Source organism: Aestuariirhabdus haliotis (genome assembly GCF_023509475.1).
In the GTDB taxonomy this organism is placed as follows: Bacteria; Pseudomonadota; Gammaproteobacteria; order Pseudomonadales; family Aestuariirhabdaceae; genus Aestuariirhabdus; species Aestuariirhabdus haliotis.
Genome location: NZ_JAKSDZ010000003.1, coordinates 168,706 through 183,304 on the forward strand (window position 1 = coordinate 168,706; position 14,599 = coordinate 183,304).

15 protein-coding genes and 3 tRNA genes are annotated in these 14,599 nt (G+C 46.5%); 2 read left to right on the forward strand and 16 right to left on the reverse strand.

The annotated features are described in order from the left end of the window. Positions 1-148 precede the first annotated feature (148 nt). From MIB40_RS19830 to MIB40_RS19835, 7 genes are all read right to left on the reverse strand, one after another. Positions 149-349: a helix-turn-helix domain-containing protein gene (locus MIB40_RS19830; RefSeq protein ID WP_406566434.1), complete on the reverse strand. Its 201-nt coding sequence runs from the start codon at positions 347-349 to the stop codon at positions 149-151. 1,100 nt (positions 350-1,449) lie between these two features. After that, positions 1,450-3,375, reverse strand: a complete 1,926-nt coding sequence (locus MIB40_RS19710; RefSeq protein WP_249691121.1) for a UvrD-helicase domain-containing protein — start codon at positions 3,373-3,375, stop codon at positions 1,450-1,452. Between the two features lie 12 nt (positions 3,376-3,387). Beyond that, positions 3,388-5,211, reverse strand: a complete 1,824-nt coding sequence (locus MIB40_RS04050) for an ATP-dependent nuclease (RefSeq protein WP_249691123.1) — start codon at positions 5,209-5,211, stop codon at positions 3,388-3,390. 37 nt (positions 5,212-5,248) lie between these two features. Further along, positions 5,249-5,983, reverse strand: coding sequence for a tyrosine-type recombinase/integrase (locus MIB40_RS04055; RefSeq protein WP_249691125.1), 735 nt, complete (start codon positions 5,981-5,983; stop codon positions 5,249-5,251). A 497-nt stretch (positions 5,984-6,480) separates the two neighbouring features. Then, a complete protein-coding gene (locus MIB40_RS04060) occupies positions 6,481-6,861 on the reverse strand; it encodes an SgcJ/EcaC family oxidoreductase (protein WP_249691134.1) in 381 nt (126 codons plus the stop codon). Between the two features lie 14 nt (positions 6,862-6,875). Further along, positions 6,876-7,100, reverse strand: coding sequence for a hypothetical protein (locus MIB40_RS04065; protein WP_249691136.1), 225 nt, complete (start codon positions 7,098-7,100; stop codon positions 6,876-6,878). A gap of 25 nt (positions 7,101-7,125) precedes the next feature. Further along, positions 7,126-7,272, reverse strand: a complete 147-nt coding sequence (locus tag MIB40_RS19835) for a hypothetical protein (RefSeq protein WP_406566435.1) — start codon at positions 7,270-7,272, stop codon at positions 7,126-7,128. A 294-nt stretch (positions 7,273-7,566) separates the two neighbouring features. Between MIB40_RS19835 and MIB40_RS04070 the strand changes: the two genes are divergently transcribed. Further along, positions 7,567-8,286, forward strand: coding sequence for a hypothetical protein (locus tag MIB40_RS04070; RefSeq protein ID WP_249691139.1), 720 nt, complete (start codon positions 7,567-7,569; stop codon positions 8,284-8,286). 85 nt (positions 8,287-8,371) lie between these two features. Here MIB40_RS04070 and MIB40_RS04075 read toward each other — a convergent pair whose 3' ends face one another. From MIB40_RS04075 to MIB40_RS04085, 3 genes are all read right to left on the reverse strand, one after another. Continuing rightward, on the reverse strand, positions 8,372-8,782 hold the full coding sequence (locus MIB40_RS04075) for a hypothetical protein (protein ID WP_249691141.1): 411 nt from the start codon (positions 8,780-8,782) through the stop codon (positions 8,372-8,374). 9 nt (positions 8,783-8,791) lie between these two features. Further along, positions 8,792-9,271, reverse strand: coding sequence for a hypothetical protein (locus MIB40_RS04080; protein WP_249691143.1), 480 nt, complete (start codon positions 9,269-9,271; stop codon positions 8,792-8,794). Positions 9,272-9,546: 275 nt separating this feature from the next. Continuing rightward, positions 9,547-10,761, reverse strand: a complete 1,215-nt coding sequence (locus MIB40_RS04085) for an adenylate/guanylate cyclase domain-containing protein (RefSeq protein ID WP_249691145.1) — start codon at positions 10,759-10,761, stop codon at positions 9,547-9,549. Positions 10,762-10,875: 114 nt separating this feature from the next. Between MIB40_RS04085 and MIB40_RS04090 the strand changes: the two genes are divergently transcribed. Next, on the forward strand, positions 10,876-11,040 hold the full coding sequence (locus tag MIB40_RS04090) for a hypothetical protein (protein ID WP_249691147.1): 165 nt from the start codon (positions 10,876-10,878) through the stop codon (positions 11,038-11,040). A gap of 13 nt (positions 11,041-11,053) precedes the next feature. Here the strand turns inward: MIB40_RS04090 and galU are convergent, their stop codons facing one another. The 6 genes from galU to pgsA all read right to left on the reverse strand — a co-directional run bounded on the left by galU (position 11,054) and on the right by pgsA (position 14,584). Continuing rightward, the gene (gene galU / locus MIB40_RS04095; protein WP_249691149.1) at positions 11,054-11,878 is read right to left on the reverse strand and encodes a UTP--glucose-1-phosphate uridylyltransferase GalU; all 825 of its coding nucleotides are present in this window, start codon (positions 11,876-11,878) and stop codon (positions 11,054-11,056) included. Next, positions 11,875-13,320, reverse strand: coding sequence for a mannose-1-phosphate guanylyltransferase/mannose-6-phosphate isomerase (locus MIB40_RS04100; RefSeq protein ID WP_249691151.1), 1,446 nt, complete (start codon positions 13,318-13,320; stop codon positions 11,875-11,877). The genes galU and MIB40_RS04100 overlap by 4 nt, the downstream gene beginning before the upstream one ends. An 88-nt stretch (positions 13,321-13,408) precedes the next feature. Further along, positions 13,409-13,495: transfer RNA gene (locus MIB40_RS04105), tRNA-Leu, on the reverse strand. Between the two features lie 179 nt (positions 13,496-13,674). Then, positions 13,675-13,748, reverse strand: a tRNA-Cys gene (locus MIB40_RS04110). A gap of 49 nt (positions 13,749-13,797) precedes the next feature. After that, positions 13,798-13,873 (reverse strand) — tRNA-Gly (locus MIB40_RS04115). 147 nt (positions 13,874-14,020) lie between these two features. Then, a complete protein-coding gene (pgsA, locus tag MIB40_RS04120) occupies positions 14,021-14,584 on the reverse strand; it encodes a CDP-diacylglycerol--glycerol-3-phosphate 3-phosphatidyltransferase (RefSeq protein WP_249691152.1) in 564 nt (187 codons plus the stop codon). Positions 14,585-14,599 lie beyond the last annotated feature (15 nt).

The window sequence follows — 14,599 nt, forward strand, 5'->3', positions numbered from 1 at the left end:
TCCCACTACCCGTCAGCAGCGCCACCTCTTTAGTGTTATCCCGAAATATCGCCATCCAGAAAAGAACACTGCGATTCCAGTGTTTTCGAAGTAGCTTACGGACCAGTTTGAAGTCGTCATCCATGTAGTGACGATTGCGCCTGGACCTTCACCTTCGTCCTCGTGCCATGCTATCAGCTTCAAAAGGTCTGTAGCACCATTTTCTGGGGCTTAGATTACGTTGAACCTCAGGATAAATGGTGCTTCTATGCCGCCCTAATATACGAGCGATTTTGGCAATAGGCAGCCTTTCTTTTCTAAGGGCTGAGAAGGTATATCTTTCTTCTGAGGTGATCTGTCGATACTTCACTATTGCTTTTCACTTCTTGGCGGGAGTAAAAAAGCCTTAGTATCGTAGATCGCCTCTCTTAATAATGGATTTGTCGCACTTAGTATATGAATTCGGCATGGATAATTTATACTCCGTACTCAACCTTTTAAAAGCCGGCTCGTTAAAACCTTCAAATCCGTTATTCATCACTCAGAACGGTGGCCCCTACTCCCCCAATAGACTCCAGGAGCATATGGACTTAATGCATCGCGGATGGGCAGGCATAGAGAAAAGATCTTCACATATTGGGCGTAGAACACTGATAACCGATGTCATTCATAAGTAGAAAAAGTCAGTCAAAGTTGCCCAGAAGATAGCGGGTCATGGGGCCTCCTCCACAACCTTGATCTACGAGGGTCCACTCGAAGAGTGGAATTTATGAAGCCCTGAGTCAGGTTGATAAATAAGCTAGCTAAAAGCTGTCTGACATAGGCAAGCAAATTGAAAGGCTCTAGTTACGATAATTAAACACATTTACGGGTTAAACGGAATTTACCCAATTACGCAGCATGGCTGTATTGCCTACCTTTTATCTTGCTATCTCTATGTAGTGGTCAACTAATTCCAGACAGTAATTAGTTGACCACTACACTGCGACTTAATGAAAATCTATCTAGCATGCGCCTTAACACACGTACCTAAAGTTTACTTTGAAGACTATACCAAACTAATAATCAATATTGCCGAGCATCTGTCAGCTTGTGGGCATGAAGTAAATAATGTGTTTTAAGAAGCACCAAAAAAAAACAAAGCAAGCCCAAAAAGATATCATGGGGTAGACCATATTGAGCATGAATTACAGGTCGGATATGGTTATATTTCCTTAATAGCTTTTGGGTTACCATCATTGAAAAAAGTACTTAAATACAGCTTTCAGTCTGATCCCTGTAGTCAGCTTTCACCCTTAAATGAATAGAAAGCCAACCTAAAAGGTTTAAGTTTAGAGCTGGAAAATTCGAATAACAAACCAAGCTTGCATACTTAACGATTGATGCGGCGGCTATTAATAACAGTTTCCGCATTAACTCCCTCATGATTTCATAAAGAATTAATTCTCATCAGCTTTTGGACGGCACTCTTTACTTTGAAATATTTTCATTATTAATTAACTCGATACAGCGAGGGCAATCAACTTTGTTCTGATCGAAGTCATAATGGAATGGCCAAATTACGTGACCATCTTTGATTTGTGTTTTATGGGTTATTGGAATACAAAGTTTTTCTTGGGATGCCACCTTTGGAAACTGGAATCCATTCCCTTCAAACACCAATTTCTTTATACCTACCTCCTCTAGCATTGGTGATAAATCATTTATGTGAGCGTCAGGTATGCCGAGCACAAAAAAATTCCTTGCACGTGTTAATGCAACATAACCAATTCGCCCCAATTCAGTCTCTACGCCCTCCAACAGACTTTCAACATGCTTTTTTTCTGTAGCCATATAGAGAACCGCATCCAAGCTTTCCCCTTTAGCCTGATGCACTGTATCCACCCTGATACTTGGTTGCCTCTCAACTATAAAATCAGGTGGAGGAGCTATTGGGGCGTCAATCAAGTTGGTTTTTGCTAATTTATTTCCAAGCTTGTCAGCGATCGTAATTCCATGCTGTACGCTAATATTCGAAAGCAAATTGATAAGCCTATCTTTTACTAGATTATGCCATTCAGACTTAGCTTTTAAGTGGCCTGAGGGTAAACCCTCTTCTTTGGATCTAATGAACTTCCATATGTCTTGTCTTATAGGCTTAACTTCCGGAAAGTATTCTGGATTGGCTAGCATTGTCATTATGTTATTTGGAGCGTTTAGCATTAGGCTCACAACACATCTGGTTACTAACGTAAAAGCCTTATGATAATTTGCATTAACGTCACGTTCAAAAGTCGCAGACGCTAGCTGTAAAATTCTTCCTTGTCCGAAGTTCTTTGGTTTCCCTCGTAACTTTTCGATCCCAATATTGCTTCGGTATAAAACAGCAGAGTTTTCTGTTTGCAGATCGAGTTCAAGCAACTTGCTACTGAAAGCATCAACGATGCTACTATGATTCTTTGGGTTGTAGGCCGTAAAATACGCACCGTGTAGAGGGTTAGTTGTTTTTTTAAGCGATTTGTCTTCTCGTCCCGATAACGCATTTGCAACATTTACGATCCCTGAAACAGAACGAAAGTTTACAGTTAAAGCTTGGCTGTCATTAGCTTCATCCTCGTCAAACGAACGAATGTACTGGCCGGTTGCTCCGGCAAACTCGAAAATAGCCTGATTGGGATCACCTATCAAGGATACGCATGCCCCGTTTTTAATCAGCACCTCCAAAATTTTTTGATGTAGAACACCAAGATCTTGCGCTTCATCAACAAGAATGTGAGGATAGCGATTGACCATCACCCTTAAAATTTCAGGCTGATTTAATAAAGTAGATAGCGACCAAAGCTTGCCCAATTCATGGGTATAGGCGCCTAACCTCCCTAGCTGTTTTGTTACTTTGAACCCATTGTCAATCGGATATAGGTTTTGGTGCAGGCGATAATAGAAAACAAATCTATCACTCTCAATACTTACTACAACATCATCTAGCTTGTTTGGCTGAACTGACCTGGTTTCACCATTTGGCAAGTCGTACCAATATGTGTATTTCTTATTTTTCAAAAATGATTCATTGCCACTTAAAAGAAAAGGTGTCTGCTTACAACACATGGTCCGGTAAGCGTGAGGCCTTAAAATATGGCTTGTAATGAAACCGTCAAAAGTATCGATGGTTACTCGTGAATCAATTACACCATTCTGTACAGATAACGCCGTTGAGAAAGCGGTTCTAAAAGTATCGACCGCTATATTTGAAAAGGAAAGCAATGCAATATGCGATCTTGCTCGACTGAGATCCCCTCTAATCTTTATTAATCTTTTAACTGCTGTTTTAGTCTTGCCGCTACCAGCACAGGCTACAACCGACATTGAACAAAGGGGAGCTTGTACAATGTCTTGTTGCTCATCAGATAAATCACTCACAAAACATCCTTATCATTGGCATACGTGCTTAATCGCACCTTCAATATAACTTGGAACTTTGAATCCGATCTCAACCTCAGATATAGCTTGCGCAAGGACCTGGCCGTAACGTCCTTTTTGGATGTTTTTTTCGTTCTCGCCCCTTTCAAACATACCGCAGAACAAAGTTTTGGCTGCAGCTTGATTGGTTGGGGCAGCGAGAACCTGTTTCTCAAGCTGATCACCGATTTTTGGGTGCATTTCTTTTAAAGCAGAGAGCATTACTTTACGGTTTTCTTCGTAGAGCGCTAGATCGTATTCGAGAGTCTTCAGCCCATGAAATACTTTTACTAATTCGTCCTCCCTACTCAACAGATTGCGTGTATTATCCGAGAAATTTACGTTGTCCTTCAAGTCAGGATAAATAGGGATTCTCTTCGGCTTTTCCATACCTGGCTCTTCTAGAACCTCATAGGGATCTCCATCTGTTATAACTGCGACTGGAATCTGCAATGCATTCTTACCAAACAACGGAAGAAACGCATCAAAATTTAGCCCCTCTACACTTAATAGACTTATTGCATTCCTTCTCAGATCGTATTCTTTATCAAGTTTTTTAACCAAAACGCTGAGAAGCATTAATTCTGCAGCACCTTCTACAAATATGACTCGACGCGCAAAAAAAATCTCTGCTCTCGTCACATCAAGATAACGCTCCAATTTTTGCTTTGTTTTTTTGTGCTTTTTGGGAGTCTCATCAAACAATATATCCCTTGGAAAAAAAGCCTCTACTTCGTTTTTAGTATCGATTAAGCAAACAGTAGAATCTAGGTTTGCAAGGCTGGCAAAATTCGGGGAGTGACTGGTAACAAATACTTGAACCGCGCCCTCTCCCTCTTCAGCCTTAACTTCCTGGAGATAATCCAGTAGCACGGATTGGAGTTGCGGGTGAAGATGTGCTTCGGGCTCTTCAACTATCAGCCCTCGATAAGCAGCGGTGGGATCCTTAGCCATCTCACTTAGCACAACGGCCATAAATATTAGGTTGTTAAACCCGAGTCCATTCAACTCAATATCGAAATAATCGGCCTGAAGAGATAGCCTGGCAGATAATCGATTGAAGTCTGTACCACTGATACCTAAAGAAAGTAACTGAGCCAACTTATCTCCAAGCATGGCGCTGTGCTTACTGGCTATCGAAGTTTGAGTGGACTCTATGGGGCCTTTTTCTTTTAACTGTTCGTCATATTGAACTAACGTCTTTTCAATTTCTTCCTTCCCTGCTGGGTCCTCATCACCAAGCAAGCGTAACAATTTGGCTAATTGGCTATTTCGGCCTGGTTTAAGGCCCTGGGAAGCATCCCTTAATGGTTTTAAATAAACACCCCGAAGATTTTCCAGTATATCGCTATTAAGCCCAATTTCTTCGTGCTCGCCACACCAGCGCTTGGGCCGCATTCGGCCTGTAGCACGGTCAACAAGACTGTAACTAACAGATATATGCGCCTCAAATGCTTCTTCTCCCTCAACGGGAACTAATGACGGCAAAAAATCGGCCTCATCCTCATCACTGAGGTCTGAAAAAACAAACTGAAACAAGATATCTCCATTTGCAGGAGTGCCATCGCAGGGTCTATGAATATCATCACTCGTAAATCGTGGATACTGCTCCTCATGTCCTGCGAGCAAGGATCTGAGCGCATCAACCAATGCTGTTTTACCAATATTGTTGGCGCCCACAATAACGTTAAGACCAGGAACGAATTTAAATTCGGCATTCTTTAGCTTTCTAAAATTAGATACCTTCAGTGACTTTAGGTGCAAATCAACAATCCTCTTTTTAGGGTGTATCCCCATTTATTAGTGCCATGAATCCCGCATTCAAAGATATGCATTAATGAAAATCCACCCCATCCAAAAAATGCGTCCCATCGACGGTAAGCACATTGGTGTAAATCTCCGTGCTGTCCACTGACTTATGCCCCAATAACTGACTCACATACTTCAGTGGCCGTCCGTGCAGTAACAGGTGAATCGCAAACGAATGCCGAAACGTGTGGGCACTGATGGCGAACGGTGCGCCCCCTACTCTCTCCACCAACGCATGAATATGCCGGTTCACCGTCTGCCGGCACATCGGAAAGATGCGGTCGGTTTTTTTGAAGTGCCCTGCGTAGAGGTAACTCTGGATACGGTCTTCCAGCGCGTGATCGACGATCGGAATGTAACGTTTGGGCGAGCGCTGTAACGCCACCCTGGTCGGGCGACCCGGTCGCTGCTTGAGGGTCTTGAGAATCACCCCGAAATCGTAGCCGTCATCGATGAACGATGTCTGTCTCAGGGCCAGCACCTCGGAAACGCGAGCACCCGTGGTCCACATCAGATCCAGAATCAGACGAAAGGTCGGGTGTTTTTCGGCATCGATCAGCCGCAGTATTTCCGGTTTGAGCAAGTACACCGGCATGGCATCGATGGTGTTCAGTACGGTGGGCCGCTTGGCCACCAGACGATCCCAATCGATTGTGACCGATTGGATGGGGAACGCCACAACCGGTGCTTCCACGGGGTGAAAGAGGCGTTGGGGGCGTGCAGGGGGAAATTCATTTTCCCCGGGGTGTTTTTGAACCATTTTGTCTGGGACCTTGGTGCAAAACTAACCCCATTGTATACCCTTTATGCCGGATTAGACACCGCTACCCCTGAGGCAATGGCCCGCCCTGAGGGGGCAGCTCCGCCCTGCACCCAAATACCTGCAGATGGTGCACAATCGCACCGATTACCCAATGAGCTTTGGTGCAACACCGAAAGTCAAAGAAGTCTATTGGGGTGCTACGCCCCCAAACCCCTGTATAATAAGGGGAGGTATCAACTTTCAGCCTGAACAGCCCTCAGAAGCTCTCTACGGCCTCATATGACGTAAGGAGGTTCCATTATGCGCTATTTTGTTTGATGGGATTGGGTGGACATCTGAGGTGTTGGCTTCCTCGCTGCGGCTCGCATGGCTACGTCTCTGCACACCTCAACTGGATTTAACAGCGGATGGTCTGTGGCGCGTCGCTCGTTAGACTCAATCACAACTCGATATATTTATACTGAGCTTGAGATAATTCTTGCTTTCGATCACTGTCATGAAAGCTCTGGCATCTCAGGCATCCGTGATGAATGATGTTCAATAATCATCCAGCGCGTACCATTCCATCGGTATATGAATGTAAAGCGCGCCTGTACTTTTTCTTCTTCATTAAAGGTAAACGTATAAACTCCAGAATTAATCGCAATTTGATCGAAAACACGAATATTACATTCATCGATCTTTCCTATGGGGTTATTCGCAAGAAACTGGACAAAGTAATCAGCAATCTCTTTGGTGTTGTAACGAACCTGATTGGAGATCGTGGGAAGTAAAACGGCATCACTTTCATAGAGCGATGCGACAACCTGAGAGTCCCCTGTTTGCAGTGCGCCATTCCACTCATCAAATAAAGATAAAATTTCAGTTTTACTCATCTGACATCCTACGATTATGGGCTCTCGGCCTTCTTTTTAGCTTGCTGAAACGAGGCCAATATCTGCTGCTGATAGTGAGCACCATAAAGCACCATAAACTGTCTGTTCTTGAAGTCGTTGGCATCTTGCAGGGATGATATACGTTCTTTAATAAGTGCAGGTGTTAACTTCAAGCCGCATTCGACGGTTATACAGTGATGCCACTCATCGTAATTATTGGGTATTCGAGCTGCCATCATGTTTTTGTTTATCGTTTAGGCCAGATTAATTGAATTGCTGATAAGGTGGCGCTAATTCCCGGGTTAGGTATTTAATAGCATCATCCGGTGAATACTCACCCAAACTGGTACCGTCGTTATATCTTAGATTGACCTTACCGCTTTGGGCCTCTTTTGCACCTACAATAACCATAAAACAGGTTTTTTAATGCGTGCTCAGGCTTACAAGCGCCCTATCTTCTCGACTCTCACAGGTCCGACTATAGTGTGTACCGCAGCGGTACTGTTCTTACTGTCAACCGTGGTTTGGCGAATCGTAAAACCCTTAGGAATCACCGCCTTAAAACTGTATCGGCCATCGTAACAAGCACCGAGTCGACAGGAGCTACATAAGTCTTGCCATCGATGAAGGGCTTGCGAAACAGCTCCTCTCTGGTACTGTCTCTGACATATACACAGACAACAGTGCATTTCGTAATCTTATCCTATGAAGAAAAATATTTGGCACCCCGTAACCTTCCAACCAGAATTAACTGTTGGCCAATATGTTGTCCCCAACTTCGTATCTAACTCTGTCGCCATTCGCCTGAGCGACAAAGAGTTTGTCTTGTACAGCCCAGGGGAATCCCTACTAGCCAGCTGGCCTGATAAGTGGCGTTCAACTGATACAAAAATGCACATCATTATGCCCAACGGATTTCACTATATGGGTGTCGCGGCTTGGCAAACAGCGTTTCCAAATCATCAGCTCTATGCCAGTAATGCAGCCATTCCCCGTTTGATAAAACAGTCTGTGGCACCAGCCGAAAGCGATATCATTCCACTAGAAAAACAACAGCCGCCTTTGCCCGAAAGTTATTCAGTCCTGTTTCCTCCTGGGCACAGAGCCGGAGATATCTGGCTAAAAAAGGATAACGGTGATGGAAGCTCTGTCTGGGTTACTTGCGACAGTTTTTTAAACTATGAGCGCGTCTCAAATCAGCCTGTTGCCCGTTTTGCCCAAAAGTTACTGGGTGCTGCGCCGGGACTTAAAATCAGCCAGGTGGTCAAATGGTTTATTATGAATAATCGCAAGCTATTCAAACAATGGGCGCTGCAACAACTCGCCAACGACAAGCCGACTACTCTGATGCCCAGTCATGGCGAGATAGCTCAAACAGATGCTTTACCGGAACAATTGGAAGACCTTATAAAACAACGTTTGTAGCTTGACTTTAAAGCCGCGCCTAAATAGTAGATGGATCAGCGTCAGCGTGGCTTTGAGCCTTCAGCGGGTTCGATGATGAACGTTTTTAACGTTCCATACAGGCACCAAATACAACAACAGCAAAGCGATCATCCGAGCCCGATAAGGACATTTTTCCGCTCGATTGATCAATAACCATAGTCCAACCCAAGCCATCCCTAACCCCTTCTACACCGTCATCCGCGCCCTGCAGAAACAGTTTATCGTCCAGAGTTTCTACACGTTCAATGGGGGTCTTTCTTTTTGCGCTGCGTAGCTCTTTATTGGCCACATCAACCACAAAGAAGTCCGGAATATTCATGCTTTGCGATGTCACCGACTGACATCCTTGATTGGCCAGACATTCATTCACACTTTGTGTGGCGCACAATAACTCTTTCGAGCCATCCAATGCGAACAACACAGATGCATTCAGCGCCATAAAGCCGGCTAGTATCGCCCTAAAAGCAATTCTCATATCTACCCCCTATTTTACTGTGTATCCGCGTCCTTCCAGACATGCGGAATAGGCTCGATTATAGTTATTGCGATTATTGGCGTAATTGGCGCTTTCACGCTGCTCCCACTCTCTTCGTTCACGCTCAGCCGCACTATTTTGCGATGATTGGCGAACGCCACCAATCAAGCCTCCGGCTACGGCACCTCGCTTGGCTGCCTTAGAACTATCCCCAATAATACCACCTAGCACGGCACCACCTACCCCACCTCTGACAACGCCGCCAGAGCTTTTTTCATTACTGGGTGGTGCAGTCGTTGCCTGGGGTACCGCCATCGGGTCAAAGCCTGTGTCATTTTTAGCCCAGCTGTAACATTCGTATTTGTCTTTATCTAATTGTTCTGCACTTTGCCCTTTCGCTGGATAAATATAGAGTTCACTCGCAATGGTTGGCCCAGAAAGCAGCATAACGCCTATGAGGAATGCTCCTCTATGCATGGTTCTTTTCATCGATATTCCTCGTTTTCATCGAGTTACAAGCAAAATATCATTGGCCTGCGAGTCAAAATATCCGCAAGCACAGGATTTAGCTGCCCTGCTTTTGAGGCGAATAGACGTGCATTATTAGAGCATTTGGCTTGCATGAAGAGCATGATAGAGCCCCAATCCGTACTAACCATGTGCCACGCCAGGCAGAAGCCCCTTAAGTCAGGATAGCTCAATCAATAATAGACCAAGGAGAATGCCATGCGGGCTTCTAGTAGTGCCTATTTAGTAACGCGGGATCAGTTATTGGAATCGCATTGTTGCTGGTGAGGGGTATAAACCCGGCGCTCACCCGAGACACCTCTCAATGGGAAAGAACCATTGAAGCGCCAGCCATCTTCGCCCTGCCCGCCATGCTTTTCGACAAACTGATGCGAGGCCAACAAAGGTACACCCAGTGACTTGGTTAAATCCTGTATTCGAGCGGCCTCATTGGCGGCAGCGCCTATGGCCGTAAACTCAAGTCTTGAGGGTGAGCCTATGTTGCCGTACATGACAGTGCCAAAATGCAGCCCAATGCCAAACTCCATGCCTTTACATTCGGGCTCCGATTGCATTCGGGAGATGGCGCAGCGAGCCGCCATCAGTGCATTCGCAGCAACCTTCGCAGGCACCGCTTCACATCCGTGTTTTCCGATAGGGAAAATAGCCAACATGGCATCACCGATATACCGCAAGACCTCACCATCTTGCTCCAGAACCGATTGAGCCATAATTTCAAAAAATTGATTAAGCTTTTCAATAAAAGCCTCCAAACCCATCTGATCGGCCATTTGGGTCGATCCACGAAGATCACAAAACCATATAATGGCCTCGATCTGTTCTCCGTCCCCACGCTTGATTCGGCCTTGTAACACCTGGCTTCCCGTTCGCTTGCCGAGGTAGGTTTCCAGCAGTATTTGCGAAGTGCATCTCAGCGCATAAATCTCCAATACCCGGCCCATTGCAGGTAAAAGTTCGTAGATCATCGCCAAATGCTCTGTAGAAAAACCAGGGCCTTTATCCGCCGCCAAGGTGATGGCGTGAATGCTGCCATCCATAAATTCAATGGGGAGCGCCACATAATCGCTAGCGCCCTCGTCAGCCAGTTCGGACAACAACGGATAATCGAGCTGAGCATCAGGACCGCTTAACCGTCGGCGAATAGCCCCGGCGCCCTCTTCAAAAATGGCCCAGTATGGGCTGTCTCGGTAGGTTTCCGAATGCAGCATTTCATGGGGTGGGTTATAAACGGTAATTTCGTCGTCCCCTTTCACCCAGGTAAAGCTGAAACCTGTAATTTGCGGGTGCAATAACCTCAGTGTAATGCGTACACGGTAGAGAGGTACACCCAAGGAGAGCAGCCGCTCAACCAGTGCCTTGGTCAGACTTTGGGCATCCGGCAAACGCCAGGCTTCGTTAAGCATCCACTGGGATAAGGGCTCTTCAGGCACATGAATCGGCTGTACATTCAAGATATAGGGCTCCTGGCCGCTAGGCCTTCACCGGGTTAGTCTCGGAAAAGTAAGTATAACCCCCAGAGCGCTTTGTGGAATCTGCCAATAGGCACCCATCGACAGATCCGTATTATGAGTTCAGGAAACATCAAGCGGGAGCAAGCCATGATTACAGTAGCAACACCCTCACTGAAAGAGTGCACACAGTGCTTACTGCAATTACGCGCCCGTCACTTCACCCTGAAACGCATTCAGGGTCGCTGGATTGCAACACTCAGCAAGCAGATATCCGCCTAGGGTCCTTAAACAATCACGCCTGATAAAGGTTTTCATAGCAATAGTTGGTGGCTTTTATGTAGCCATCGACACTTCCACAATCGAAGCGCTTGCCTTTGAATTTATACGCTAGTACACAGCCATCTTTGGCTTGCTTGAGTAGCGCATCGGTGATTTGAATCTCCCCCCCCTTTCCTGGTGGCGTATTACGGATAATCTCGAAAATATCCGGCGTCAGGATGTAGCGGCCAATAATGGCCATATTGCTGGGCGCGTTTTCGGGAGCAGGTTTTTCCACCATATCGTTTATTCGGAAGATATCTTCCTTAATCATCTCTCCGTCGATGACACCGTACTTATAAGTTTCATCGGCGGGCACCTCCTGAATAGCGACAATACTGCAACGAAACTGTCGGTACAGCTTGACCATTTGCGATAACACTCCCTCTTCCGGGTTAACACAGAGATCATCAGCCAGCACCACTGCAAAGGGTTCGTCACCGATCAAGGGTTCACCGGTAAGAATCGCATGCCCCAACCCCTTCATTTCTTGTTGGCGGGTGTATGAAAAGGTGCAGGCGTCAATCAGGTGACGAATATCCTTGAGTAGATTTTCTTTGGAGGATCCCGCAATCTGATGCTCGAGTTCGTAATTGGTATCGAAGTGGTCAGCCAACGCACGTTTGCCACGTCCCGTTACAATACTGATTTGATCCAAGCCAGCTTCCAGCGCTTCCTCAACGCCGTACTCTATCAGTGGCTTATTTACGATTGGCATCATCTCTTTCGGCATGGATTTGGTCGCTGGCAGGAACCGTGTACCATAGCCTGCGGCGGGAAATAAGCATTTACGAATCATTGATCAGGGGTTCCTTCGGGATTAATTATTTCTGTGCGTCCATAAATATCATCCAGACGGACGATATCATCTTCACCGAGGTAGCTACCAGATTGCACCTCGATCAGGTCCAGTGGAATTTTACCGGGATTCTCGAGCCGGTGCTGTTCTCCCAGTGGAATGTAGGTTGATTCATTTTCAGTCACCAGATACTGGCTGTCACCGCAGGTCACTTTCGCCGTTCCCTGCACAACCACCCAATGCTCGGCGCGGTGGTGATGCATTTGTAAAGATAAGCTGGCACCTGGATTAACCCGAATATGCTTGACCTGGAAACGTTCCGAAGTATCAATTTCTTCGTATTTTCCCCAGGGACGATAAACGGTGCGATGCTCACGCGCCTCTTTGCGCCCTTCAGATTTGAGCAGGCTTACAACGTCCTTCACCTGCTGCGCCTTGGCCCGATCCGCTATCAGTACCGCGTCATCGGTTTCTACAACAATAATATTATCCAGCCCAACTGCCGCCACTAGACGGTTGTCGGCGTGCACGTAACTGTTGTTGCAATCAACCAACAAGCGATCACCAACACCACCATTACCCTGGTCGTCAGCAGGTTGCAGATCTGCTAGAGAATCCCAGGCACCCACATCGCTCCAGCTAATATCGGCCGGAACTACAGCGCCTTTTTGCGTATGCTCCATCAACCCGTAGTCAATGGAAAGATCAGGTGCAGCAGAGAAGCCGTCCTCCTGTAGGCGAATGAAGTCCAGATCTTCTGATGCTTGCTGAACTGATGCCTCGACCGCTTTCAGAAGTTCAGGTTGATATTGCTGCAGTTCATTGATCAGGGTTTGTGCCTGGAACATAAACATGCCGCTGTTCCAGAAATAATCACCACTGGCAACCAGCTTTTTAGCTCGTTCCAAAGAGGGTTTTTCAACAAAGTGATCTAGCCTTAACCCACCTTCAGGGAGCTCAGCGCCGCCCTTGATATAGCCATAACCGGTTTCCGGACGATCGGCAATAATACCAAAGGTGACCAGACGGCCTGTAGAGGATAGGAGACTTGCTAATTTGATTCGTTGATGGAATTCATCGACTCGGGCGATAACATGGTCAGCAGGCAATATCAGTAACGTCGGATTCTCACCAGATCGCTGGGCGATCAAGGCTGCCGCGGCTATGGCTGGAGCCGTATTTCTAGCGCAAGGTTCCAGCACAATATTGCTACCCTCGGCACCGCACTGACGCATCTGCTCGGCAACCGTAAATCGGTGCTGCTCGTTACAAACGATGAGCGGCGGTGCAACATCATCAACATCTGCTATACGACGCCAGGTTTGCTGAATCATGCTGTCATGGTCTGACAGCATACGAATTAACTGCTTGGGGTAGGACTCTCGCGACAGAGGCCAAAGCCGGGAACCACTACCACCTGAAAGAATAACCGGTACGATCATGAACTATCCCTGTAAGACCAATCGAATGTACATACAGATAGTAGCGGAAAAAAAGAGCTTAAGTCTTCGGCGGGAGGATTTTTTTGAGTGGTGCCCGGAGCCGGAATCGAACCGGCACGACCTTACGGTCGAGGGATTTTAAATCCCTTGCGTCTACCAATTTCGCCATCCGGGCTAAGGAGGGCAAGCGTCTTAGCAAGTAAAACGTGGCGCTAGTTTACACTGGATATCTTAGGCCTAACAAGCTGTTTTAAAAGTGCTTTATACTCATAAAAAGTAAAAGTAACAGCCGCTCACAAGAGATTCAGAATAAACTTGGGTTCGCCGAAAACATCCTTGTTTTCAGCGGGAAGATGGAGGCTGAGGTCGGAATCGAACCGGCGTACACGGAGTTGCAGTCCGCTGCATGACCACTCTGCCACCCAGCCTAAATCGGGAGGATATTGCAAAAGTACAATACCCAAAATGCAGAAAATTTGGAGCGGGAAACGAGACTCGAACTCGCGACCCCAACCTTGGCAAGGTTGTGCTCTACCAACTGAGCTATTCCCGCTCTGTGTATGTTTAACCAGTTACCGCTGGTGCGAATATGAGGCAAGCCTCCTCGCTTCCTGATGTTCAGGTGGTGCGTATTGTATGCGCTCGGAGAATTCTGTCAACCCATTGATTCAAAAAAGAGTTTTGGTTGAATTGTAGCCAGCTAAGACTGATCGTCGGTTGGCATTAGGTCCCCCCAGGCAGCCGACAAATATTGCCACATCGACCAAATCGTCAATAACGCAGCAACATAGAGAAACCCAAATCCGATTTGACCAACCAGATTGTTAATCTCGGCCGGAGTTGCCAGCAGGAAGAAAATGGCGCCCATTTGGGCGGCCGTCTTAATTTTACCAATATAGGATACAGCCACACTGGTTCGCTTCCCCAGCTCGGCCATCCACTCCCTGAGTGCCGAAATCACTATTTCTCGACCAATAATAATCATGGCGGGGACTGTCACCCAGAAACTGGCATACTCATGCACCAGAAGAGTCAGGGACACCGCAACCATCAATTTGTCTGCGACAGGATCGAGAAAGGCACCGAAGGGTGTACTCTGATTCCAGCGACGCGCCAGGTAACCATCGAGCAGATCGGTGCAGCCAGCAATAAAAAAAATCCCGGCCGCTGCCATGTAACTCCAACCCACCGGCAGGTAGTAGACAACGACAATAACGGGAATCAGCAACACTCGTAACAAGGTCAATAGGTTGGGGATGTTCATGGAATCCTTTGTGTC